18 protein-coding genes, 1 tRNA gene and 1 pseudogene are annotated in these 24,520 nt (G+C 61.6%); 7 read left to right on the top strand and 13 right to left on the bottom strand.

Annotated elements, in window-relative coordinates; all coding sequences use genetic code 11:
- Positions 1 to 178 precede the first annotated feature (178 nt).
- Genes mksF through mksB form a run of 3 tightly spaced genes read right to left on the bottom strand, consistent with a single transcriptional unit; the run spans position 179 to position 4,942 of the window.
- Positions 179 to 3,010 (bottom strand): Mks condensin complex protein MksF, encoded by a 2,832-nt coding sequence (gene mksF, locus IFU31_RS20075; protein ID WP_192104347.1) that lies wholly within the window; start codon positions 3,008 to 3,010, stop codon positions 179 to 181.
- Positions 3,007 to 3,663 carry an Mks condensin complex protein MksE gene (gene mksE, locus IFU31_RS20070; RefSeq protein ID WP_122800586.1) on the bottom strand — a complete coding sequence of 219 codons (657 nt, stop codon included), beginning with the start codon at positions 3,661 to 3,663 and terminating at the stop codon, positions 3,007 to 3,009. The genes mksF and mksE overlap by 4 nt, the downstream gene beginning before the upstream one ends.
- Entirely contained in the window at positions 3,653 to 4,942 is a 1,290-nt protein-coding gene (mksB, locus tag IFU31_RS20065; protein ID WP_192104344.1) for an Mks condensin complex protein MksB, read from the bottom strand. The genes mksE and mksB overlap by 11 nt, the downstream gene beginning before the upstream one ends.
- A gap of 158 nt (positions 4,943 to 5,100) precedes the next feature.
- On the opposite strand from mksB, the gene IFU31_RS20060 reads away from it, so the two are divergent.
- The gene (locus IFU31_RS20060) at positions 5,101 to 5,907 is read left to right on the top strand and encodes an energy transducer TonB (protein ID WP_192104362.1); all 807 of its coding nucleotides are present in this window, start codon (positions 5,101 to 5,103) and stop codon (positions 5,905 to 5,907) included.
- Positions 5,900 to 6,352 (top strand): ribosomal protein S18-alanine N-acetyltransferase, encoded by a 453-nt coding sequence (gene rimI, locus IFU31_RS20055; RefSeq protein ID WP_192104342.1) that lies wholly within the window; start codon positions 5,900 to 5,902, stop codon positions 6,350 to 6,352. The genes IFU31_RS20060 and rimI overlap by 8 nt, the downstream gene beginning before the upstream one ends.
- A gap of 56 nt (positions 6,353 to 6,408) precedes the next feature.
- Here rimI and IFU31_RS20050 read toward each other — a convergent pair whose 3' ends face one another.
- Positions 6,409 to 6,816, bottom strand: a complete 408-nt coding sequence (locus tag IFU31_RS20050) for a serine kinase/phosphatase (RefSeq protein WP_122479658.1) — start codon at positions 6,814 to 6,816, stop codon at positions 6,409 to 6,411.
- Positions 6,817 to 6,954: 138 nt separating this feature from the next.
- Here IFU31_RS20050 and can point away from each other — a divergent pair, with 138 nt between their 5' ends.
- Together can and sodC are read left to right on the top strand one after the other, a co-directional pair.
- A complete protein-coding gene (gene can, locus IFU31_RS20045; RefSeq protein WP_122479657.1) occupies positions 6,955 to 7,593 on the top strand; it encodes a carbonate dehydratase in 639 nt (212 codons plus the stop codon).
- A gap of 100 nt (positions 7,594 to 7,693) precedes the next feature.
- Entirely contained in the window at positions 7,694 to 8,218 is a 525-nt protein-coding gene (gene sodC / locus IFU31_RS20040) for a superoxide dismutase family protein (RefSeq protein ID WP_122479656.1), read from the top strand.
- Between the two features lie 56 nt (positions 8,219 to 8,274).
- Here sodC and IFU31_RS20035 read toward each other — a convergent pair whose 3' ends face one another.
- Positions 8,275 to 9,213, bottom strand: coding sequence for a 2-hydroxyacid dehydrogenase (locus tag IFU31_RS20035; RefSeq protein ID WP_192104360.1), 939 nt, complete (start codon positions 9,211 to 9,213; stop codon positions 8,275 to 8,277).
- A 252-nt stretch (positions 9,214 to 9,465) separates the two neighbouring features.
- Between IFU31_RS20035 and IFU31_RS20030 the strand changes: the two genes are divergently transcribed.
- Positions 9,466 to 11,655, top strand: a complete 2,190-nt coding sequence (locus tag IFU31_RS20030; RefSeq protein WP_446731045.1) for a TonB-dependent siderophore receptor — start codon at positions 9,466 to 9,468, stop codon at positions 11,653 to 11,655.
- A 119-nt stretch (positions 11,656 to 11,774) separates the two neighbouring features.
- Here the strand turns inward: IFU31_RS20030 and IFU31_RS20025 are convergent.
- Positions 11,775 to 11,851 (bottom strand) — tRNA-Met (locus IFU31_RS20025).
- A gap of 120 nt (positions 11,852 to 11,971) precedes the next feature.
- Complete coding sequence (locus tag IFU31_RS20020) at positions 11,972 to 13,267, bottom strand: NCS2 family permease (RefSeq protein WP_192104337.1); 1,296 nt, start codon at positions 13,265 to 13,267, stop codon at positions 11,972 to 11,974.
- Between the two features lie 398 nt (positions 13,268 to 13,665).
- Here IFU31_RS20020 and IFU31_RS21945 point away from each other — a divergent pair.
- A pseudogene (locus tag IFU31_RS21945) lies at positions 13,666 to 14,862 on the top strand (HAMP domain-containing protein); the annotation flags it as partial.
- On the top strand, positions 14,860 to 15,723 hold the full coding sequence (locus IFU31_RS21940; RefSeq protein WP_425311995.1) for a methyl-accepting chemotaxis protein: 864 nt from the start codon (positions 14,860 to 14,862) through the stop codon (positions 15,721 to 15,723). The pseudogene IFU31_RS21945 and the gene IFU31_RS21940, both read left to right, overlap by 3 nt.
- Positions 15,724 to 15,864: 141 nt before the next feature.
- On the opposite strand, the gene IFU31_RS20010 is transcribed toward IFU31_RS21940, so the two are convergent.
- From IFU31_RS20010 to IFU31_RS19985, 6 genes are all read right to left on the bottom strand, one after another.
- Entirely contained in the window at positions 15,865 to 17,022 is a 1,158-nt protein-coding gene (locus IFU31_RS20010) for an osmoprotectant ABC transporter ATP-binding protein OsmV (protein WP_122479651.1), read from the bottom strand.
- Positions 17,019 to 17,672, bottom strand: a complete 654-nt coding sequence (locus tag IFU31_RS20005) for an ABC transporter permease (protein WP_122479650.1) — start codon at positions 17,670 to 17,672, stop codon at positions 17,019 to 17,021. Before IFU31_RS20005 ends, IFU31_RS20010 begins: the two co-directional genes overlap by 4 nt.
- Positions 17,669 to 18,583, bottom strand: a complete 915-nt coding sequence (locus IFU31_RS20000; RefSeq protein WP_122479649.1) for a glycine betaine ABC transporter substrate-binding protein — start codon at positions 18,581 to 18,583, stop codon at positions 17,669 to 17,671. Before IFU31_RS20000 ends, IFU31_RS20005 begins: the two co-directional genes overlap by 4 nt.
- A 17-nt stretch (positions 18,584 to 18,600) precedes the next feature.
- Positions 18,601 to 19,314, bottom strand: a complete 714-nt coding sequence (locus IFU31_RS19995) for an ABC transporter permease subunit (protein ID WP_192053466.1) — start codon at positions 19,312 to 19,314, stop codon at positions 18,601 to 18,603.
- 345 nt (positions 19,315 to 19,659) lie between these two features.
- Entirely contained in the window at positions 19,660 to 22,293 is a 2,634-nt protein-coding gene (locus IFU31_RS19990) for a dermonecrotic toxin domain-containing protein (protein ID WP_192104335.1), read from the bottom strand.
- A gap of 66 nt (positions 22,294 to 22,359) precedes the next feature.
- A complete protein-coding gene (locus tag IFU31_RS19985; protein WP_192104333.1) occupies positions 22,360 to 24,405 on the bottom strand; it encodes a hypothetical protein in 2,046 nt (681 codons plus the stop codon).
- Between the last annotated feature and the right edge of the window lie 115 nt (positions 24,406 to 24,520).

Here is a 24,520-nt window from a genome sequence, read left to right as displayed (position 1 = left end):
TTTCCCCATGTGAGAGTAGGTCATCGTCAAGATTCAATTCCGAAACCCCTATCTGCGCAAGCAGGTAGGGGTTTTGTCTTTTCCGGCCTTTGTTTTTCGCGCGTCCCTGAAGCGTCGAATGCCAACAGCGGGCCATGAAAAAGCCCCGCAGCGGCGGGGCTTGGTCTGAACCTTTGGTCTATTGACTGACCTCGGCTTCAAGTGCCGCAACCGCTTTGGTCAACTCGTCGTGGCGGCGGATGAATTTCCAGTCGGTTTCATCAATGTAGATGCCGTCACTACTGCTGCCGCCTTCAAGGTCGATGGCGACATGGGCGGATACCTGCGGCTTTACGCTGGCCAGAATCGGGGTAAAACCCAACTGCTGGCTGGTTTCGAGCAGGGCCGCCTGATTGCGCTCGTCGATGTCGGCGGCCTCATCCAAGTAGTAAGGCAGACGAATCCGGCCGGCCTGGTCGCGGTCCATCAGGTGCAGCAACAGGTACATGTTGGTCAGCGCCTTGATGGTCATGGTGGTGCCATTGGACGCTGCGCCATCGATGTCCGTGTGGATGACCGGCTGACCGTTGACCTTGGTGATTTCGAAGGCCAGCTCGAACAGGTCCTTGAGGCCGAGTTGGTTGTGGTTGGCCGCGACCATGCGGGCCAGATACTCCTTCGCCTCCTCGTTCTTGCTGTCCTGCTCGACACTCTGGTTGAGGTCGAACACGGACAGGGTCTCGCCTTCTTCGTACTGGCCTGCGCTGTGGATGATCTGGTCGATGTGCTTGAGGGCATCCTTGTTGGGTGCCAACACGATGCGGAAGCTTTGCAGGTTGGACACCTGGCGCTTGTTGATCTCGCGGTTGAACAGGGCCAGTTGATGTTCGAGGCTGTCGTAGTCGCTGCGAATGTTGCGCAGGGTTCGGGCGATGTCAGTGACCGCGGCACGACGCGCCTTGCCCAGGGTCAGGGCCTCGTCGGTGCGATGGGCATAGGCGTTGATCAGCAGCTGCAGGCGTCGCTCGACGTTGTCTTCGCTGTCGAACTTGGCCACGCCCTTGAGGCGCACCTGGGCGTACAGGGCTTCGATCTGTCCATCGACACGTTGCAGGCCTTGCCAGCTGTCCTGATAGTCATTGAGCAGGGGCAGCAGGTTGTCCATCGAGTCGTCGACCTGCTCCATGAAGGGCGTACCGAAGGGCAGATCGGCGGGTAGCAGGTGGCGGCGGCGCAGGGCGTCGTCCAAGGTGCGCTGCTTGCTTTCCAGATCGGCGATTTGCCGGCCCACCAGTTGCAGTTTGGCCGACAGTTGTCGGACCCTTTCGGTGAAAGCGTCACTTGCCCGTGCCAGTTCATCCTGAGCGGCCTCGAGTTGGGCCAGCTGCTCGAGCTTGTCCTGTTCCTCGACGCTCAGGGTTTGGGTACGGCGGTAGTCTTCCAAGGCCTTCTGCGCATCCAGGACCTGCTGATACAGCGTCTCGGATCGAGATTTGCTGGCTGACAGGTCGGCCGCCACGCCTTGCTGGGTCTTGAGCTGCTGCAACTCCTTTTCCAGACGTGCACTCTGCTCACGCAGTGCGGCACGATCGACCAACGCCTGCAGCACAGGCGGCTCGATGGTTGAAAGGTCGATGGACATGCCTGGCAGTTCGAAGCGATCGCCCTTGAAGCGGTCGAGCACGGTCTGCACTGCATCGACCCATGCGTTGCCGTCCTGCAGAACGAGACCGTGTGGCCCCACGGGCAGGCTGAACAGGGCGCCGTTGAACAGGCGCATCAGCCGGTCGACATCCTGTTGCGAGAACTCCTCGCGCAGACGGGCGTAGCTGTTGTTGTCGGCATGTTCCAGTTGCTGGCGGATGGACTTGAGGCGTCGTTCGATATCGCCGACGCGCTCCTGCAGGTCTTGTGCGCTGAACTGCCGGGAGTGGGCCAGGGCACCGGCCAGCTCGTCGTGGGCATCCTTGGCAGCCAGCAACTGCTGCTCCAGCATGCGCACGTCGGTGACCAGCGCGAAGCGGTTCTTGAGGACCGAGAGTTCGCCGAGCCAGCGTTGGATGGTCGAGATTTCGCGCTCCAGGCGCATGAGCTCCTGTGTGCTGCCGCGCTGATTCAACTGTAGCACATCCTGTTCGTTGCGGTAGTGTTCGGACTGGATGACCAGCTCTTCCTTGCGTGCCCCGGCGTAGTCCTGCCAGGTACCGAGCAGGCCGTCGAGCAGGGGTGACAGGCGGTGCAGTTTGCCGCGCAGCACGTCACGCTGGGCGACGCCATTGGCCAGTGCCTCGACTAGCGGGCCGGCAGTGACCAGGGCGTTGTAGTCCTGCTCCATGCGGCGCACGTCGCGGAAGGCTTCTTCACAGGCGGCGATGTAGTCGACGCTACCTGAACGCAGGCTGTGCTCGAACGCATCGAGGAACAATTGCTTGAGTTTCGCCGCGGTGATTTCGCGCATGTGCAGCAGGTTGATGAACAGCGCGCGAAAGGTCTTGAGGCTCTGCTCGCTGGTCGAACGCAACGGAATCAGGGTCAGGTCGAGCGGTACGCTGGTGTGACCGCCCACCAGTAGGCGGCGCAGTTCCTCGGGCTTGAGCTCATAGGCTTTCAGTCCCTGGCGTTCCAGGTTGCCGAACAGCTCCTTCTGACGCAGGCAGGTTCCGTCCTGTTGATAGTGGGCAAGGTCCAGTTCACCCGCGTAGGCAAAGAACTGATGTCCGAAACCCCCGCCGGGGCCGCGACCGACCACGCCAATCACGTGGGGGCCGTGAGCCAGGACGACTTCGCAAAGGATGTAGCTGGTATCGGTCGCAAAATAGAAGCGTCGCGATTGTTCCAGCGTGTACTTGCCGAAGCTCATGTCGGACATGCGCGCCAGAATCGGAAACTGCAGCGCATTGATCGAGGCACTCTTGCCCAGGTTGTTGGCACCGTAGACCGACAGCGGCTGCTCCAGCGGAAACAGTCCGAGGCTGTAGCCTGCGGTATTGAGCAGGGCGAAGCGGCGGATGCCGTAGCGTTCCTGAGTCATGTGTCGAACTCCTCTCGTTCCTGGGCTATTGCACGGGCCAAGGCCTGTTCGTCGGTGCTGTCGTCGCTATCGTCGTCGACAAGCATCGGCACCGGCAGGGGCAAAGCGCTGTGCAGGCTGGCGGCAAGGTCGCGGTCCTGCTGCACGGAAAGGCACACGTCGAGAAACCGATGCATCGGCGCCAGGAAGCGGTAGATGCCGTTGTCTTCGGCGGTGAAGCCCAGTTGGGTCATGCGTCGGAGAATCTTCTCTTCCAGTTCTTCCTGGGTCTGCACTTCGGCCTGCAGGAACAGGTCGCGGTACTTGTCCAGAAGCGCCGGCAGCTCATCGCGGCCAAGGCTTCCGCCATCCAGCACAGCGATCGGATCACGGCCTTGGTCAGCCAGGTGCTCGACCAGGATGAAGGTAAACAGGGAAAGGCGCTGGGCAGTTTTGTTGACTTGCGCGGCGGCCTGCTCGGGCACGAAGTAGTAGAAGCCGCGGGTGTCGCACACCAGCTCGTAGCCCAGGGCCTTGAACAGGCCACGGTAGAGGTCCTGGAGATTGGACAACTGTGAGTACAACTCGGGATCGCGGCGGCTGATGTGGAAGCCTTTGAGCAGTTCGCGGAAAATCGGCGCCAGATGGGTCAGTTCGTTCAGGTCAAGATGCATGATCAGTGCTCGCGGAGTGTGCCGAGGCGGCCGCGATGGCGGGCTCGGCGCTGGAATGCAGGGCGAAGGAGCGCAGGCTGAGCTGATGCTCGCGGGTGTGGTAGTCGCGGCGTTCGAGGCGCTGTCGGGCAAAGCGTTTGTCACGCGAGAGGCGTGAGAACCAGTACAGCAGGTCGTCGGTGGCGCCATCGGGTTCCTGGTCGAGAAGCCAGAGCATCAGGTCGGGCATCGGCAGGGCATTTTCGCAGCGTTCGAGCATTTCCTTGACGGTACGGGGTGCGCGCTGGGTGCCTTCCGTGTCGCTCTTGTGCGCCTTGGGAAAGGGCGCCGGCTTGGCTTCGAAGCGGGCCAGGGCGTAGACGTAGGCCTCGACTTGGCTGGCGCTGCCCAGGAATGTGCTTTGCGGGCGGCTGAACAACGGCAGGGCGGCTTGCGGCACGGCGTCCAGGCCCTTGCGGCGGATGGCCGAAAGCGCGAGGGCCGCGCCGCGGGTCACGGCGTTGTGCCGACGTGCTTCCTCGCGCAGTGGCAACAGCAGCTCGCGGGCGTGGCGCAAGGTCAGTTGAGCGCAGGTCTGCATTTCGAGAATGCGCGCGTGGGTACGCAGCAGCATGTCGTCGTCGACCAGATGACCGAGGCGTTGCTGTTCACCGAGCAGGCGCAGCAGGACGTTTTCGACCTTGCGCACGCCTTGTTCGAATGCGCCATCGGCGTTGACCAGCTGGATCATCGGTTCGACGTATTCGTCCCAGGTCGCCAGTACCTCGGCGTAGCGTTGGCGCAGGGCTACCTGGCGGTCGCGGGTCTTGGCCCGCTCGGCCACGGCGACCAGGGCCTGTTCGTCATTCGCCAGTTTCTTCAGGACATCACGCACGCGCATGTCGAGCAGCCGCAGTTGCCGCGCCAGGTCGTTGCCATCGCGGATGTCGAATGCATCCTGGATGTGTCCGGCCAGGCGTTCGAGGTGGCGCAGGTAGGCTTCGATCTCCAGGCACAGACCCAGCCGGTGCTCGCGGCGCAGGTAGGCAAGAAAGTCGTGGATCTGCGCATTGAGCTCGAAGCGGTTGGGGCTTTTTGCGACAGGTACGAGGATGTCCAGCCGGATCCACGTGTCGAGCAGGCTGGTGATCTCTTGGGCAGTGCTTTCCAGGCGCTGGGCAGCCAGTTGCTGGCGCAGTTCGACGAGGCTCAGGGTGCCTTGGTCGAAGTGCTCGCACAGCGGCTCCAGGAGGGCCCAGTGGTCGGCGAGGGCGCGCAGCACGCGCTTGGGTTCGATCATCGGCTGGTCGACTCATGCCAGTAAAAGGGTCGCGATTGTACTGCATGACGAGGCGGGTATTTGCGCTGCGGGCGACGGCGTGCGCAAAACTTGGCGGCACATTGTGTCGAACATCGGTAGAATCCACCGCCTCGACTTACCCACAGATGGCTGACCTTTTGCTCAACGAGTCCCGTCGCCGCGCCTACCTTGACGCCATGCAGGTAGTGCACTGGCTGCCCCGCACCGAACTGCCGTTCGCAGCGCCATCGTGTGCCAGCCTGCTGGAGCATGTCGAGGCGTCGCCGCTGCCAGTGCAGGCTGTGGATCAAGGGGCGGCGGCAGCGCTGCCGATCGTGCCATCAGCAGTGGAGCCAGCCAGGCCCGAACCTTCCAAGGTGCAGCGGCTCAAGATCGAGGTGCCACGGCCGGGCAGCATACGCCCGGCCGTGGCAGCCGTGGCCGAGGTGGCCGTGGAGGCGCCGGTCGCCAAGCCAGCGAATCTTCCGCCGCGCTTCGCCCTTCAGGTGTTGCGCGCCGGGCCCTGCGTGGTGCTGGTGGAACTGGCCACGGGGCAGGCGTTCCAGAGTCGCGACCCTTCCTATCTCCTGCTCAAGGACATGCTGCGTGCTGCCGGTTTGCCCGATGCGCCACAGATTCTGGGCGAACCGATCCGCTGGCCGCTGCTGCAGCGCGGTCAATTGGACCAGGGGCCGGATGCAGCCTGCGATTTCGTTCAAGGCTTCGTCATGGCTCAGCTAGAACAGGCGCCGTGCACCTGCCTGTGGCTGGTCGGGCTGCCGGCGATTCGTTTTGCCGGGCGGGCCAATGCCGAAGACTACAACCGAGAGTTGGAGGTGGAGGGGCTTGGCGCCGCCTGGGCGTTGCCGGGCCTTGAGTTGTTGATGGATGAACCCGAGCGCAAGGCGGCCGTGTGGCAAGCCATGCGCCGTTTGATACCGCGTTGGAAAAACCGTGATGAGTGATACCGTAAGCTTTCGGCGAATGACCGAGGCGGATCTGGATGCCGTACTGAAGATCGAATTCGCTGCCTACTCCCATCCGTGGACGCGGGGTATCTTTCTGGACGGCCTGAAGTCCTACGAGATCTGGTTGATGTTCGACGGGCAGCAACAGGTGGGGCATGGCGTGCTCAACGTCATCATCGACGAAGCCCATCTGCTGAACATCACCGTGAAGCCTGAAAACCAGGGCCGTGGACTGGGCTTGCAGTTGCTCGAGCGGCTGATGACGCGTGCCTACGAGCTGGGCGGGCGTGAATGCTTTCTGGAACTGCGAGCCAGTAACCAGTCGGCGTATCGCTTGTACGAACGCTATGGTTTCAATGAGATCGGCAAGCGGCGCGACTACTATCCAGTGGCCGGGGGGCGCGAAGACGCGCTGGTGATGGCCTGTACCTTGTTCGAGTAGCAGCTGCAGTCACCGCCCGAAATTGCTTCGGGCAGTGATCGGTAGGCATGCTGGACTCAGCGTTTACCATCGAGTGGGTCGATCAGCGCCAGTTCTTCTTCATCCAGGCCATCGCCGCCACCGATGTCGTCTTCATCGACGAGGCTAAGTTCCTGATCAGCGGGTCCGCTGTCGCCTGGCTCATCGGGCGAACGTGCGCCATCCTCACGGATCAGTGTTTCGGGGCTCATGTCGTCGTCGGTCGGATTGTGGTCATCCATCGAAGCGCCGGTCAGTCCTGCTTCGCGGGCGCGTTCGTCAGGCACCAGATGCTCCAGCTCATCGGCAGGAATGGTGTCGCCGATCCTGCCGGTGGGACCGTCGGCGTCATCGAAATCCAGCTCTCGAACCTGGCCCATGCGGTCTTCAATGTCATCGATCGCAGCGGGTTGTGGGGCATCGTAGGGGCGATGGGAATCAGTCATTACGGCAATCCTCTGATGTGTGTCTAGATAGGGTTGACCCCCGTACGAGTGGAAAGATTCAGCGTGATTTGTCGGGACCGACCGTGACCTTGTGCGGCGCTGGCCAGTCATAATCCAAATCATTCTTGAGGCTTGAACATGCATGATCTACAGGAACTGATCGACAACAACGCGCGCTGGGCCGAGGCGATCAAGGAAGAGGATCCGGAGTTCTTCGCCAAACTAGCACGCCAGCAGACACCTGAATTCCTCTGGATCGGGTGCTCGGACGCGCGCGTGCCGGCCAACGAGATCGTCGGCATGTTGCCGGGCGATCTGTTCGTCCACCGCAACGTTGCCAACGTGGTGCTGCACACCGATCTGAACTGCATGTCGGTGATTCAGTACGCAGTCGACGTGCTCAAGGTCAAACACATTCTGGTCACCGGTCACTATGGCTGCGGCGGTGTTCGTGCGGCGATGCAGGATCGTCAGCTGGGGCTGATCGATGGCTGGCTGCGGACCATTCGCGACCTGTATTACGAGCACCGCAAAACGCTGGCGACCCTGCCTACCGAAGAAGAGCAGGTCGACCGATTGTGCGAACTCAACGTGATTCAGCAGGTGGCCAACGTGGGGCACACCAGTATTGTCCAGAACGCCTGGCACCGTGGCCAGGAGCTGTCGGTGCATGGCTGTATCTATGGCATCAAGGACGGCCGCTGGAAGAGCCTGGATGTGACCATCAGTGGCTTCGATCAGTTGCCACCACAGTATCGTTTGCGCGCGCTGGATTGATGGCCAGGAACGAGTGAGCCGCATTCGGGTTCTGAATCGGATGGGCGACGGCTTGGGTCGTGGCCTTTTCGGTAATCAAACGCGAAGCGAGGGAGGCACCATGAAGTCTTATGGCTGGCTGGCACTGATGGCAGCGATGTCGATCGGTAGCGCCAATGCGGCATCCAAGGAAGTCCAGATCAACCTGGTGAGCGCCGAGGGCGCACCCCAGCCGATCGGCACGGTGATGATCGAGGAAACGGCCTATGGCCTGCAGTTCACTCCGCAGCTGAAGTCGCTGCCCGCAGGCGTGCATGGATTCCATGTGCATGCCAACGGCAGCTGCGCGTCGGCGATGAAAGACGGCAAGATGTCGGCGGCGGAAGCGGCAGGCGGGCACTTCGATCCACAGAAGACCGGCAAGCACCTGGGACCTTACGATGCGAAGGGACACTTGGGTGACTTGCCGGCGATCTACGTGAACGCCGACGGTACCGCAACGTATCCCGTGCTGGCCCCGCGTTTGAAAAAGCTCAGCGAAGTGGAAGGGCATGCACTGATGGTGCACGCCGGTGGTGACAACCACGCCGATTCACCGGCGCCGTTGGGCGGTGGTGCGGCGCGGATGGCCTGTGGGGTGATCTGATCACTGTATGAGGCTGGGGAGCAGCGGGCTCGCCGCCCGCTCCGCTCCCACACGTTTCAGAGCTGGACTGGCGTCAACACAGGCTCGCCGGCGAAGAACGCAGTCAGGTTGCGTTCGACCATCTTCACCGTGTCTTGCGTGGCTTCGGGAGAAAGGCCGGCCACGTGAGGCGTCAGGACCACATTGCGCAGCGTTTTCAACGCATCAGGTACGTTGGGCTCATCGTCGAAGACGTCCAGCGCAGCACCCGCGATGGCCTGCCTTTGCAGAGCGTCCAATAGATCGGGCGTCGACACGACGCTGCCACGGGCGATATTGACCAGATAACCCTGTGGACCGAGTGCTGCCAGTACGCCGGCGTTGACGATGGCGCGTGTCTGCGCGCCGCCGGGCGTGGCAATTATCAGGATGTCACTGACCGCAGCCAGGTCCGTCGGGTTTGCGCAATAGCCATAATCGACATCATCGCGCGGGCTGCGATTGTGGTACTGCACGCTCATGTCGAAACCCAATGCGGCGCGCTTGGCGATTGCCAGGCCAACAGCGCCCAGCCCGATAATGCCCAGACGCTTGCCGGCCACCGACGGGCGCATGGTCTTGGCCCATTCGCCTCGGCGCACCGACGCATCGGCGCCGGGGATGTCGCGCATCAGTGCCAGCAGCAGCGCCAGGGTGTGATCTGCCACCGACGATGCATTGACTCCGGCCCCATTGGTCACGGTCAGGCCGTGTGCCTTGGCGGCTGGCAGGTCAACGTTCTCGTAACCCGCACCGAGCACACAGATGATGCGCAGTTTGGGCAGCGCTGCCATTTCATCTGCCGTCAGACCCAGTGGCCCGCGTGTGAGCACCGCATTGATGCGATCAGCGTGTTGCTCGATGGCCTCTGCGCGGGCTGCCGGTGAGGGCGCCATGATCAGCTCGTAGCCTTGATCTTCGAGAATCGACACGTAGTCGTTGATGGTTTCGACCAGCACCAGCACGGTTGCGCGCATGTAGACCTCCGGGTGGGAAATGACGGTCATGGTAGCAACTTAGAGATGGGCGAAAGTGGGTGCGCGAAAAAAAGCGCACCCCTACCCCTCAAGTTGTTTGGGGCGCTTTTTATTCGATAACAATAATGTTAATGCAAATCACTCTATGTTAATTTCCGCCCCGAGATATACCGTTACAAAATGGGCTAGCTTTCGCGGGATCTTCAGGGGAGGGGAAGGTAGATGGCTTGCAATAACAAGATGAATCTCGGCATGAATTCTTTGGCTTTGGTTGTTGCCACATTTGGTTGGCAGGCGATGGTCTGTGCCGAGGAAGCACCGGCCAGGCCTGTGAGCAAGGGCACAGCGCTGCAATTGCAAGACCTGGTCATTACCGAACAAGCACCGGAAAGCCAGCAGACAGTGGGCTATCAGGTACGCAACAGCACCGCGGGTACCAAAACCAGCACGCCTTTGTCCGAGACTCCGCGTTCGGTCTCGGTGGTAACGCGTCAACGCATTCAAGACCAGGGCTCGCAGACCCTGACCGACATTCTTGGTTACGTACCGGGTATCTTCGCTCCACCTTTCGCTGTCGGTGACGGCCTGGCCGGTGATCTGTTTTCCATCCGAGGTTACAACGCCACGGACTATGGCTACGGGTTACTGAAGGATGGTCTACGCCTGCAAGGCAACCGCTACGACACCACGACCGAGCCCTATGGCCTGGAACGTACCGAAATCTTTCGAGGCCCCAGCTCGATTCTCTATGGTGAGAATGCGCCCGGCGGATTGGTCAATCTGGTGAGCAAGAAGCCGACCGAAACTGCGCAAGGCGAAGCGAAATTCACCTATGGCAGCAATAACAGGCGCCAGCTTGGGATCGATGTATCCGGCCCGTTGACGGACGATAACCGTATCCTGGGACGAATGGTGATGCTGGGCCGCAATGCCGATACGCAAGTCGACTCGGTGCCGGACGACCGCCTCTACATCGCGCCGTCGATGACTTTCAATTTCAACCAGGACACGGCACTGACCCTGCTGTCCAGCTACCAGCGCGACCGCACCAAACTGCTGCTGGGCTATCCGGCTGCAGGAACGCTGCTCAACAACGTCAATGGCAAGATCGGCAAGGACCAGTTCAACGGCAACCCAAGCTGGGACGACTTCGAGCGCGAAACCTGGACCCTGGGTTACGAGTTCAGCCATCAGATCAACGAAGTCTGGCAGTTCCGGCAGAACTCGCGCTACATGGAATCACGTTTGAACCGCCATGAAACCTGGCCGAACAATCTGAATCAGGCTGGCTTCGGAAGTATATTGAGCAGCACTGCGTATGATCGCGACAACAAGTCGATCACTTATTCGGTGGACAACCAATTCGAAGGGCACTTCACTTCGGGGGCGCTGGATAATACGGTATTGCTGGGCGCCAGTTACGACCGTACCTCGTTCAATCAGGATTGGAACGCAGGCCTGGGCGGTACTTACAATGTATTCCGGCCGGTGTTTTCGCCGGTGCAACCCAATGCCTCGCAATACGTGCAGAATTCCCAGCTCGATCAGCACATGTACGGTGCGTATGGGCAATTGCAAAGCAAGTACGATAATTGGATTTTCCTGCTGGGCGGGCGTCAGGACTGGGTACAGAGCCAATACCGCAACCGTGCCAGCGCGGCTCGCCCAGGCAGCGCAGCGGTAGCGGCCACGGATCTTGACGGTTGGGATCATCGGTTCAGCTGGCAGACGGGCGTGATGTACCAGTTCGAAAACGGTATCTCTCCCTACGTCAGCTATTCCACTGCATTCACGCCTGTACAGCAATCGTCGCAGCCCAACGGCGATCTGCTCGATCCGATCCTCAGCGAACAGTATGAAGTGGGTCTGAAGTTCGAGCCCGCGGGCTGGAATACCACCTTCAGCGCTGCGGTTTTCGATTTGACCAAATCTCGCGACGTAGTCGCAGGCAGCAACGGTTTCAGCCAGCAAGTTGGCAAGAGCGAGTCCAAAGGCGTCGAGCTTGAGGTCAATAGTGATGTAACGCGTAATCTGAGCTTGGTCGCGTCGTACACCTACACCGATGCGCGAGTTACCAAGGATGCGCCGGGGTCATTGTTCGAGGATCGTCAACTGACGGGCATTCCGCGCAATCAGGCGTCAACCTGGATGACGTATCGCTTCCTGGAAGGTGCGCTGAGCGGTTTACGCCTGGGCGGCGGCGTGCGCTATTTCGACAGTACCTTTGCCTACACCGCGCCGACACTGTACGGCAAGCTGAAGGCGGGCGATGTGACGCTGGTTGACGCCTTGATAGGGTATGACATCGACAAGCATTGGTCGGTGGACGTGAACGCGAAGAACGTGTTCGACAAGGAATACGTGTCGGGCTGCAACAATGCCGGTCGCTGCTATTGGGGTGATGAGCGCACGGTGCTGGGGACCGTGGCGTATCGCTGGTAATCCGCTTGGCTTGCCAGACAACCAGAAACCTTGCCAGACAACCAGAAACAAGAAAGCCCGCACGAGGCGGGCTTCTTGAGGTGACTCACAGACTGCTGTAGACATCTGTGGATCGTACTTGGTGGCTACACAGGGACTTGAACCCCGGACCCCAGCATTATGAATGCTATGCTCTAACCAACTGAGCTATGTAGCCAAGTGGCGCGCATTATTCGCCTGAAACGAAATTGTGTCAACACCCCTTTGCAAAATATTTATGCGTGCGATCAAACGCTTAGGCTGCGCGTGGCGTGCGAGGGCGTGCGCAGTGCGGCGATCAGCCACCGAACCAGCCCAGCTTGATGACGAAGATGATCGACAACACGACCAGTGCCGAATTGAGTTCGCGCCACCGGCCACTCAGCAGTTTGACCGCTGTCCAGGTAATGAAGCCGAAGGCGATGCCGTTGGCGATCGAGTAGGTGAGCGGCATGGCCAGGGCAGTCACCAGGACCGGGGCGGCGACGGTGATGTCGTCCCAGTCGACCTCTGCCAGCCCAGATGCCATCAGCACGGCTACGAACAGCAGGGCGGGCGCGGTGGCGAATGCCGGAACGCTGCCGGCCAGGGGCGCGAAGAACAGCGCGAGCAGGAACAGCACGGCGACCACGATGGCGGTCAGGCCGGTACGGCCGCCAGCGCTGACGCCGGCGGCCGATTCGATATAGCTGGTGGTGGTCGAAGTGCCGAGCAACGAGCCGGCCAGCGCTGCGGTGCTGTCGGCGATCAGGGCGCGGCCCATTTTCGGCATGTGGCCATCCTGGCCCATCAGGCCGGCGCGCTTGGCCACGCCGATCAAGGTACCGGAGTTGTCGAACAGATCGACGAACAGGAAGGCGAAGATCACGCTGATCAGGCCCACATCGAATGCGCCCTTGATATCGAGTTGCAGGAAGGTCGGCGCCAGTGACGGCGGCATTGATACCACACCCCCGAACGGGGTTACTCCAAGCAGGATCGACACCACGGTGATCAGCAGGATGCCGATCAGCACCGAGCCACGGACCTTGAGTGCCTCGAGTGCGACGATGATGAAGAAGCCGAGGATCGCCAGTACCGGTTCGGGTTTCGACAGATCACCCATGCCGACCAGAGTGGCCGGGTTGGCAACCACGATCTTGGCATTTTGCAGCGCAATGAGTGCGAGGAACAGGCCGATGCCCGCAGCGATGGCCGACCGCAGCGGCAGGGGAATGCTGTTGATGATCCATTCACGGATGCGGAAGATCGACAGCAGGAAGAAACACACCGCTGATATGAAGACCGCACCCAGTGCAACCTGCCAGCTATGGCCCAGGTGCAGGACCACGGTGTAGGTGAAGAACGCATTGAGGCCCATGCCCGGTGCCAGGGCAATCGGGTAGTTGGCGATCAGGCCCATGATCGCCGAGCCGATGGCGGCGGCCAGGCAGGTGGCCACGAACAGTGCGCCCTTGTCCATGCCGGTTTCGCCAAGAATGCTGGGGTTGACGAACAGGATGTAGGCCATGGCCAGGAACGTGGTGACCCCGGCGAGGATTTCCGTGCGCACGGTGGTGTTGTGCGCTTTCAGCTTGAAAAATGAGTCCAGCATGTTGCTCCCCTGGGGCGATGGGCGCCGTGGATCGTGCGGCGACGGTGTGTGTAGCGAGCAAGCCCGATCGAGCGTTGGCCGTGTGCTGAAACATAACTGCTTGGTCAGCTTTTGCGGTTTGCCTGTAGCAGGTTCCGGGCCATATCGACGAAGCGGCTGTGCATGCGCCCTGGGTACTGCGCTGCGGCCTGCTTGCCACTTCCGGTTACACAACTGCTGCACTCATTGGAGGCATGCGCGGGTGGGTCGGTGCACCAAAGCGAAGCCGCAGCCGATGGGGCGTGATCCGCGCTGCAAGTAATGGTGGAGAAAGTCTGTTGGTCTGAATCTTGCTGCAGTGGCATTTTGCTGGCGCCACGTTTCCGTAGGTACCTGCATTCTCCGTGGAGCTGTCGGACATGCATGCTTTGTTGTCGCCGGGTATCCGGTTGCTGGGTCGCTATGGTTTCGCCCGCAAGTTTCAGCTGCTGTTTCTCTTGTTCATGCTGCCGCTGGTCGGCAGCCTGTGGTTGCTGGGCGAGGATTTTCGCGACCGGCTGGCGGTGATCGATGCCGAGCGCAGCGGCGTGCATCAGTTACTGGCGCTCGACAGCCTGGATGCGCAACTCTCGGCGCAGCGCAATCGTGCCGCGCGCTGGAAGGCGGTGGATATCCAGCGTCAGCCGACGCCCCAGGCCCAGGCCGCGATCGCGGCGTTGGAGGCGGCCGCACCGGGAATTCAGGCATCGCTCGATAAACTGGCCGCTGAGCTGGCACACGAGAAGGCCCCTGCCGACACTCTGGAGCGAATGCAAACGGTGCAAACCGCGACCAAGGGCCTCGACTTGGCAAGCCTGCGCCAGGTGGGCTGGTGGCCCGATGGATACGATCGTTTCACGGCGGCGCTGACGTCGGTGCAGGTGTTGCGCGAGCAGATCGCCATGGCCAGCGGGTTGATCGTCGATCCGTGGCGCGAAAGCTATCTGTTGATGCAGATCGCCACTCAGCAAGCCCCTGATCTGATCGAGCGTGTGGGGCGTCTGGGCAGCATTGGCCAGTCCTCCCTGGTCGCCGGGCAATTCAGCCTGCAGAGTCGTTTGCAGATGCGTGACCTGCGCAGCCGTATCAATGATGCGCGCGAGCAACTGGTGAAAGCCGGTGGCACGCTGCAGCAACGCCTGCCGCAGCAACTGCGCGGCTGGGACGAGCAGTATCAGCAGGCACTGGGTACATTGGACGGTGAGTTGAAGCGTCTGGATGACAATCTGTTCGGCGGCGACATCAAGCTGTCTGCGGCCCAGTTCGAAAGCAGTGTGGACAGCATGCTCGGCGCCCTGAACGGTTTGCGTCACGAGTCGCTGATGTCGTTGGAGGTGCGCCTGGATCATTATCATGACCAGGCCGTTCGCCAGCTGATTCCGGGCGCGACGGTGTTCGCCCTGCTGCTGTTGGCGGCGCTGTACCTGTTCGTGTGCCTGCAAGCATCGATCCGCCGCAGCGCCAGTGGCATTACCACCTTGGCGCAATCGCTGCGCGACGGTGACCTGAGTGTGCAGGTGGCGGTGCAGGGGCGCGATGAGCTGGCGGCGATCAGTACGGCGCTCAATGCTGCCGTGGTGCAGTTGCGTGGCAGCCTGCTGGGCGTCAACCACGAAACCGTGCAACTGAGCCAGGCGGTGGTGACGCTCAACAGCCAATCCAGCGGCACGCTCGACGAGGTCGAGGCGCAGCAACAGCAGATCAGTCAGATCGCTGCGGCCGCCACCGAGCTTGCGGCCACCTCGCAGGGCGTGGCGCGCAGTTGCGAACTGGCTTCGGGCAGCGCCCAGCAGACCCGGCAGATCGCCGAGGACAGCAGCCGTGACAGCCAGCGCACGACGGCCAGTATTCAGCAGCTCAACCAGCGCTTGAACGACACGGCGCAGGCCCTGGGCCGTGTCAGCGAGCAGGGCCAGCAGATTCAGTCGGTGGTGGATGCGATTCGCGGCATTGCCGAACAGACCAATCTGCTGGCGCTCAATGCGGCCATCGAGGCGGCGCGGGCGGGCGAGCAGGGGCGCGGGTTTGCAGTGGTGGCCGACGAGGTACGCAGCCTGTCACAGCGCACCCAGGCTTCGACTGGGCAGATTGCCGGTACGGTGGAAAGCCTGCGCTCGACGGTCAAGCAGGCCGTGGAGCTGATGCAGGCCGCGTGTGGCCAGGCGCAGGTCGATGCGCAGTCGGTCATGGGCCTGGGTGAGCGCCTGGGTGAGATTGCCGGGGCGGTGCAAGGGGTGACAGATACCCTGGCTCAGATCGCTACGGCGGTGGAAGAGCAGGCGGCCACGGCAGATGAGGTGAGCAGCAACATTCAGCAGGTGGACCAGGCGGCGGTGCGTCTGCTCGATGGCGCGCGGGCGGTGAACCAGGCGGCGGATCGACTGGGGCAGGGGAGCCGAGTGCTGAGCGAGAATACGGCGCGGTTCAATCTGGGGTAGGGCGAAGGGACCGCTCCTACGGGTGAGTGCGTGTGCAGTTCGTAGGAGCGGTCATTGGCCGCGAAGCAGTCGATGCGGTCTGTCTGATGGACCGCGGGACGGCTTTCGCGGCCGCGGACCGCTCCTGCGGGTGAGTGCGTGTCAGGCCTGGGCGGTTTCGGCCGGGGAGACGATGCTGGTTTTCATGCCACGCGAACGGCCTGAGCTGAGGTAGGCGGCGATCGATTCCTGGGTCACCTCGCCGAGGAATACGTTCTCGGCGTCCAGCACCGGCAGCCACGAGCGGTTGAACTCGTACATGCGCGACAAGAGGATGCGCAGGTGCTCGTCATAGGCAGCCGTGGCGTTGAACTCGCGCAGGAAGTCGACGCAGCTGCCGGCCTGGCGATGCAGGTCGCGTCGGCGAACATAACCCATGGCCTTGTTCTGCGCATCGGTCACCACGACGTAGCGGCGGTCGTGTTCGTCCATCAATTCCAGCGCATCGGCCACCGGCGTTTCCGGGCTCACCGAAGGCGCATTGTCGGCGGCGTCTTCGGCCTTGACCAGCAGCAGGCGCTTGAGCGTGCTGTCCTGGCCGACGAAGTTGCTGACGAAGTCGTCCACCGGATGGGCCAGCAGCGTGTCGGGATGGTCGATCTGCAGCAGCTTGCCGGCGCGGAAGATGGCGATCTTGTCGCCCAGCTTGATGGCCTCGTCGATGTCATGGCTGACCATGATCACGGTCTTGTTCAAGGCCCGCTGCATCTCGAAGAACTCGTTCTGGATCATTTCGCGATTGATCGGATCGACCGCGCCGAACGGCTCGTCCATCAGCAGCAGCGGCGCTTCGGCGGCCAGGGCACGGATCACGCCGATGCGCTGTTGCTGGCCGCCCGAGAGTTCGCGCGGATAGCGGTGCAGGTATTGCTTGGGCTCCAGCTTGATCATGCTCATGAGTTCGCGGGCACGCTCGGCGCAGCGCTTCTTGTCCCAGCCGAGCAGGCGCGGGACCACGGTGATGTTCTCCTCGATGGTCATGTTGGGGAACAGGCCGATCTGCTGGATGACATAGCCGATGTTGCGACGCAGGGTGACCTCGTCCAGGCCGGTGGTGTCTTCGCCGTTGATCAGGACTTTGCCGGAGGTTGGCATGATCAATCGGTTGATCATTTTCAGCGTGGTGCTCTTGCCACAGCCCGACGGCCCGAGGAATACGCAGATCTCGCCTTCGTTGACGGTCAGGCTTACCGCGTCGACGGCTTTGACTTCCTTGCCGTTGCTGTGGAAGGTCTTGGTCAGGTTCTGAAGTTCGATCATTTCAATAATCCTTTGGGGGTCAGGGCGCGTTGCAGCCATTGCAGGAGCAGGTCGGCGATGATCGCCAGGACACTGACCAGCACGGCGCCGACGATGAGCATCGACATATCGCTGCGGCTGATGGAGGTGAGGATGAGAACGCCCAGGCCGCCGGCGCCGATGGTGGCAGCAATGGTCATGACACCGATGTTCATCACCACGGCGGTGCGCACGCCAGCGAGGATGACCGGTACCGCGATGGGCAGCTCGACCATGCGCAGGCGCTGGCCGAAGGTCATGCCGATACCTTTGGCGGCTTCACGGATGCCGGGCTCGACGCCGGTCAGTGCCAGGTAGGTGTTGCGCAGGATCGGCAACAGCGAATAGAGAAACACCGCAGTGATGGCCGGTAGCGGCCCCAGGCCTTGGCCGAACTTGGAGTAGAACGGCAGCAGCAGCCCGAACAGGGCGATCGAGGGAATGGTCAGCAGCACCGTGGCGCAGGCCTGCAGAGGCCCCGCCAGTGCCGGAAAGCGCGTCATCAGGATGCCGATCGGCACGCCGAAGACGATGGCCAGGCTGACTGCAATGCCGACCAGAGTGATGTGCTGCCAGGTCAGTTGCAGCACCAATGGCCAGTCGAGGTGGGAGAAGGTGTCGAGGAAACTCATGGCTTCTCCTGGGCTTGGTCGGTGATCGGATGGGCCTTGAGAAACTCCGCCGCTACCACCGTCGGGCTGCGGTGCTCGACGTCGACCTGCGCATTGAGTTCGCGCATGGTGGCATCGTCGAGCATTTCGGCCAGGGGCTTGAGCTGCGCAGCCAGTTGCGGATGGGCATCGAGCAGCTGCTGACGGACCACCGGTGCGGCGGTGTAGTCGGGGAAGTACTCGAGGTCGTCTTCAAGTAGCTTGAGCTTGAAGGCGTTCAGACGCCCGTCGGTGGTGTAGACCAGACCGGTGAACACCTGCCCGTTGCGCAGCGCGGTGTAGACCAGGCCGGCGTCCATCTGGCGAATGTCACGGCGGGTGAATTTCAGGTCGTAGGTTTGGGTCAGTCCCACCAGGCCGTCCGACCGGTTGGCGAACTCGGTGTCCAGGGCCAGGATATGGCCTTTCTTCGGCTCGTCGATCAGCACCTGGTTCAGCTGGCTGATGGTGTTGACCTGAGGATAGGCCTTGGCCACTTCTTCAGGCAGCGCCAGGGCATAGGTGTTGCTGAACCGCGAGGGCGTCAGCCACACCAGGCCTTTCTGGGCGTCCAGTTGCTTGACCCGCGCGTAGGTGGCCGCGCTGTCGAGTTTTTCGTCGATGTGGTTGTAGGACACCAGAGACACCCCGGTGTATTCCCAGAGCATGTCCAGCTGACCGCTTTCCTGGGCGCTGCGCGCCAGGTTGCTGCCCAGGCCACCGGTGACGCGTACGTCATAGCCTTTGCTGCCCAGGTACTGCGCGGTGATGGCTGCCAGTACGGTCTGCTCTGTGAACACCCGGGCGCCGAGGCGGATCACCGGTCTGTCTGCGGCGTGCACGACGCCTGCGCACAACAGGGCCAGGCCCAGTACGATGCTTAACTTTTTCATTGAATTCATTCCTTCGCTCAGCGAGTCAGCCCACGTTCGAACCACAGGCGGCTGACCAGGGTCACGATGCCGTCCAGGATCAACGCAAGCAGCGCGGTGCAGGCAGCGCCCAGCAACAGTTGTGGCTGGTTGTTCAAGGCGATGCCGGGGAAGATCAGGCTGCCCAGGCTATTGGCGCCGATCAGGAACGCCAGGGGCGCGGTGCCGACGTTGATCGCCAGCGCCACGCGTACCCCGCCGACCATGATCGGCACGGCGTTGGGCAGCTCGACCTTGAACAGCACCTGACGCGGCGTCATGCCGATGCCGGTGGCGGCTTCCTTGAGCGAGCCCTGGACGTTTTTCAAGCCCTCGTAGGTGTTGCGCACGATGGGCAACAGGGAGGCAAGGAACAGCGCGAAGATTGCAGGACCACTGCCGATGCCAAGGATGCCGAGGGCGATGGCGAGTACTGCCAGGGGTGGAATGGTGTTGCCAATGTTGAAGATCTGCATGAAGCGTTCGGCACGCTTGACCATGCTGGGTCGGCTCAACACGATACCGGCGGGGATGCCCACCAGCAGTGCGGCAAACATCGAGACCAGCACCAGGATCAGGTGCGCTTGCAGGTAGAAAATCAGATCTTCGCGGTAGTGCTCGATGGTACTTATGCCGATCCAGTGGACCAGCAGGGCCAGGACGGCAACGATAACAGCGCCCCCTAACAGCCCTTTGCCATAGCGATTAGCCACAGGCGGACTCCTTTTTTCAGTCGGCGCCTACCGGGCCTGCGATGAGCGCTCGGGCGAGCGGTCGGCCCAGGTAGGACGCGAATAGCAGCTCGCGCGGTGCGAGCCATAAGCGCAGCCTCGTCAGGCTAACTTGCTGATTTTGCAGCCCCTGACGACTCAACGAATCAGGGAGTGGACGTCTCCGTGCGGCGAGAGGTTCCCACAGTGAGGCAGCATTTGGCCACCTTTTATGACCATAAAGCTTGCATGAGATGGCGTTCAAGGGGGAGTTACCCAAGGCATTTGACGCGGCTTGCGCCGCTGCTACAGGGGTTCGCGGTGTTTGTAGCAGCGGCGCGAGCCGCGTCAGGGGGGGTTGCGATTTCCCAGACGATAGATCAACAGCGTCACCGAGTCGGCATTCTTCAGCAGGATCTTTGAACGAATGTCAGCGTCGATCAGAAACCGCTGGCGTGCGTCGTCCAGATTGGGTGAGCCCACCAGGCGCAGGATCAGGGCGCGCCCCTTGCGGTCTTCGTTGAGGATGTCGCGCACCTGCCCGGTCGTGTCGTCGCGGACAATGAACAACTTACGCTTGGGGGTGAGGTGCGAGAACGATTCGTCGTGCTGACGCTCCAGCCACGCACGCCTCACGCCTGGCTGCAACCGATCGGCATAGGGCATCGCCGCTTCGATATAGTGGATGTCCCGGGTGTTGCATGCAATATGGGTGAACTCATGCAGCAGGACCATCGCCTTGCTCAGGGCGTTCGTTTCAGCGATGGTGTATTTCGGATCGAGTGGCAGGAGACGTGCCGTCTCAAAATCAAAGAATTCATCTGTCAGAAACATCTGACCTTGTGGATCCTGTACGGATACGAAGGCAATGCCCACGGCTGACTGCGCGCTCAAGCGGCTTGCCATCACGTAGCGTCTCGAGGTTACTGGCGAGTAGGCGTGCGATGCCATGACCCGGGCCATTTTTTCCAGTACGCCTTGGACCCGCGCGATCAATGAGTCCGTGACCTGAGAGACGCCGAAGAACTGCTTGAGCACTTCCAGGGTATGGGTTTCCACGCTACCGACCAGCCGTGCTCTTCGCAGGCTGTCCAACGCATTGCCCAGATACCCCAAGGCATCGCGGTGGGCCCGGTGCAGGACGCTGGCGCGGTGCGGGCGCAATTGGCGGATCTGCCGGCAGCCCACGGCATGGATGACGATTTCATCACGGGTCAGCGTCCAACGCACCAGTTGGCTGCCCAGCCTGCTCGGTACGCCGCCAGCACTGATTGCAAGGTTCTGCCCCGGATCGATTACCCAAGCCTGCTCGGTATCCAGCAGCAACCTAGGGCCTAGTTCATCGTCGCGCTGCCCGACCAGGTACCAACGATCCTGTTCCTGGCGAGCGCGATATGCCTTGCCGTTGAGGCCGATGTAGTGCGTCTGGTCGCGGATGTTCAGGTAAGTGCACGTGGACGGCTGAAAAACGAACGTGCGCAGCGTTTCGATGGGGGCCTCGTAGCGCGCGAGTGACAGGCCGTACTCCGGGGCGCTGCGCACGGTTTGCCAGAAGCGCTCGCGTACGTTGTCTTGAAGTGCACGCTGCGTCATCCCCTGACTGATCGCCAGTCCCTGTACAAGCACGCAGGTCAACTGCGCCAGTGTTTGCCCCCAGCTGTTGTGCTGCACGTTCTGGGCGATGTTCAGCACCGCCAGTTCGGCTTGCCAGGCGGCCACGGCAAGCCCGACCTTGCCCGGCAGGAACATGCTCAGTTGCTCCCAGGCCAGGCTCATCACATTGATCAGCGCCTGCCAGCGAACTTGCTCCGTGGTAACCAGTTGAGTGGCGGCGAGAGCCTGCAGATAAAGGCCGTTCTCGACGAATAGGTACCGCAGTGCGTTACCGGCAATAGGGTTGCAGGCCAGCTCCGGGCCTGTCGAGGTGCTCTGCGTCAGGGTGAAGTCGGTGTCCCCAACGCGGCCCAGGTGCGGCTCGCTGAAGCCGCCATGGGCATAGCGCGGGCGCAGGCTGACAGGCATGCGCGCGAGCAGTCGCGCCTGCAGGGCAGTGTCGCTGGCAAGGGCGGCAAGCAGGGCCGTACCACTGTCGAAGGCTTGAAGGGTATGGGTGGCTTCATAGGGCAGGTACAGCACCAGCGGGCCGTCTTCACCGGCCCTGAACAGATAGCAGCCGGGCAACGTGTCTGGTTTCATTCCCGGCTTGGGGATCAATTGCAGCGGGGTCAGCAACACGACATGGCCGTTCAGCGGCTGTCGCAAGATGGGGTCCGGCATGCAGGCCACGCGAGTGACCAGTTCGACCGCCTGCATGGGCAGGTTGTGCTTGAGCCGGGCTCGCCAGGCGCACTCCAGCAACTGCGCCGGTAGCTGGCGGGCGTACAAATTTAGCCGGCGAGGGTAATCGAGGTCTGAGGGGTCGAAGGTCTGTTTGAGCAGGGCCTGATAGTGCGAGCCTAGATTCACCTCCCGTACCAATCGGCGGCAGTAGTCGGCATTCAACACGGCGGGCGCCACATGGCCCTCACCCAGTTCGATGCGGGCGATGGCGTCGTCCCAGTCCCGGAAGTGATTCAAGGCGTATTCGATCAGGCTTTGTCGCCGCACGACCGAGGCGGCGGGAAGGCTGGAAGGAATTTCACCCGAGGGTACCAAGGCAGGCACGTATCGCGCCGTGGTGATGAAGATCGCTTCGGAGTCGAAGCGTTTTGCAGTGAAGTCTTTGTCCAGATGGTGCTGCAGCACGCCGCGGGCATAACTGCTGATATCAGGAACGCCGAACAGATAGTCGTCTTCGGCCGGGCTGGCCAGCAGATTCAACCCCAGCACGCGCAGGTAGTGCTGCTGGTCGTCGACTGCCGCCCGCTGCAACCAGGCAGGCAGGGCAGCTTTGGCGGCCAGGCCACGTGCCATATCTTCCATGCGCTGCATCTGCCGTTGCAGGCTGTCGAACGCCATGGCCTCGCGAAGCAGAGCAGGCAAGGAGTCGGAGGGCCATGCTTGGTTGCGCAGTTGGTCGAAGGCTTGCAGCTTACTTCGTTGTCGGGCCTAGCTTTCCAGGCTGTTCAATGTATTCAGTGCATCGCCCGCAAAGGCTGTCCAGTTGCTCAGGCCAGGCCCGAGGTCGGTCGGCTGCTCAGACCATTGCATGGCGTCACGATGCGCGGCATCCAGAGACTCGAAGAGTTGAAAGCCCGTTTCATGAGCCCAGATCACAATGGTTCCGCTGGCATCGGCTGCCTGGCTCAACATCATTGCATCGGCATTGGCTTGCGCAGGATGACCGCTTCTGTGCTGCCAAGCCTGTACGGAATCACCGCGCAGAAACGCTTCGACCAGCGGCGAGGTCGCTGATCGACTCTGCTTGAGTAGCGCCCATTCGAAACTGAATAACCAGCGCCGCAACGAGCGTTGGTAGGCCTGCCCGGTGGCTTCACGGTGACTCAGTGCAGTTTTCAGCTCGCGGTAGAGGCTGCGCCGAGCTTGGCTGGTGATGTGCTCGATCAGCAGGCATGGCAGCTGATTCAGAACCTGACGTGTGCCTTCGGCAACCACCGTGAATACCTGCCAACGCCTGCCAGCAACGGCGGCGAGTGGTTCGTTTGCCCAGATACTGGCGACCCATGACGTTGCGGCAGTGGGCCGTTCCAAGTCCATGAGGTAAAGCGAACGGGCAGGAGGTCCATTTGGCAGAATGCACGCCAATTGCAGCTCCAGGGCTTGAAGTGCGGCCACACGCAAGTCAGGGCCGCGCTTGAGATAGCCGGCGTACTGGATTTGCAGCTCGGTCAGATGATTTACCACGCGCTGCGGTTTTTGCAGGTCGGTTTGCGCTGCGCCGGTGAGGCGCATCAAGCTGGCTGGGCTGTCCCGTGGGTCGGCAGCGAACGGCGCGGCGAGCCTCTGCAGGCTTGGCGCCAGGCGCTGATGCAGGCCCAGGGCTTGCTCGCAGAGCGTGTGGCGGTCTCCCATGAATGCAGCAGGTGGGCTGTTGGACAATATCGAGTGCTGTACTTGCAGCAGACGTCGGGTGTAGCTCGCCAGACCGAAAGAGGAGGGGGGCTCGGCTACCAACTCAATATCAATGATAGGCAGTGTCTTGAACGTCGGCTGTTGTGCGTTGGGTACGCAGGGCAGCCATTGGGCACGCTGCCCCAGATCGGTCAGTGCTGCCAGGAGTGCCGAGCGGTCGGTGTAACGCACCAGCCCGCTCGTGGCGCTGAACAGGTAGCATGCAGCCGCCGCGCTCTCGTTGGCCAGTACCAGGGTATTGATCAACGGCTGCTGGCGGCCCTCGGCAGTTGATCCATGGAGGATGAAGCCGGTAAGAGGCGATGGCTGGACTTGGCCCTTCAGCCAAGCCCAGAGTTGATCATGCTCAACGGCTGGCAGCGTGCCGTCCCATTGCGTACGGGCAAGATCAGTGATCAGCTGCGTGCGCAAGTGGCGGGTCAGCCGTTCGGCGGGCAGCTCTGATCGGGGGGCTCCTTCACGCCAGTAGTGGGCGAGCAGACTGGCCATGGCGGCCTCTGATCCACTGCTCACCAGCTCCTCTGAGCTTGGTTGATCCAGTAACAACTGACGCCACTCGCGTAGCTGCTCACTCAGACGATGCTGAATGTCCAGCATCAAGGTATCGAACACCGACCCTTCCATGAGCGTGACCTGCATCTCGTGGAGTTCGCCAAGGCGCATCAGCCGACGTTCTGCCTGCGAAAGCAGGTAGCTCAGCCCCGGATCGTTATCAGGGCTGGCCAACCGATCCAGCAGGTAACGCTTCAAACGACGCCGATCATCGAACAACTTCAAGCCGCAGATTGGGTGGTAGTGGGCCACCCAATCGTGCTGCGTCGTACTGATCAACAGGCTCAAGGGTAATTCGACGGCAGTTCCTTGCGCGGTGATGATGCTCAACCCGTCCACGCGCATTTCGTCTTGTGCCTGAGGTTGGTGATCGCGCTCGGGCTTGGCAAGTTGGCGCAACCATTGAGTCCCTTCAGGCGTCAGGAGTGAGTGGGATGAGTCGCTAAGGTGGCGCATGAAGCGTTGTGCCAGCGCGCGGCTGTGAAACCAGGGCAGTGGTGGGGTCGTCATTGGCAGCTCCAGGGGCAATAGGCACCGCTGCGGGCTTCGACGTGTCGAGCCCTGCGATGGAGGCGATACGTTGCCTGCGCTGCAGCGCTGCGCGGTGGTAGATATTGCACAGCCC

Source organism: Pseudomonas sp. CFBP 13602 (genome assembly GCF_014842725.1).
Lineage (GTDB): Bacteria > Pseudomonadota > Gammaproteobacteria > Pseudomonadales > Pseudomonadaceae > Aquipseudomonas > Aquipseudomonas baltica.
The sequence above is the reverse complement of the archived record's forward strand: the minus strand, read 5'-3'. Positions and strand labels throughout refer to the sequence as shown.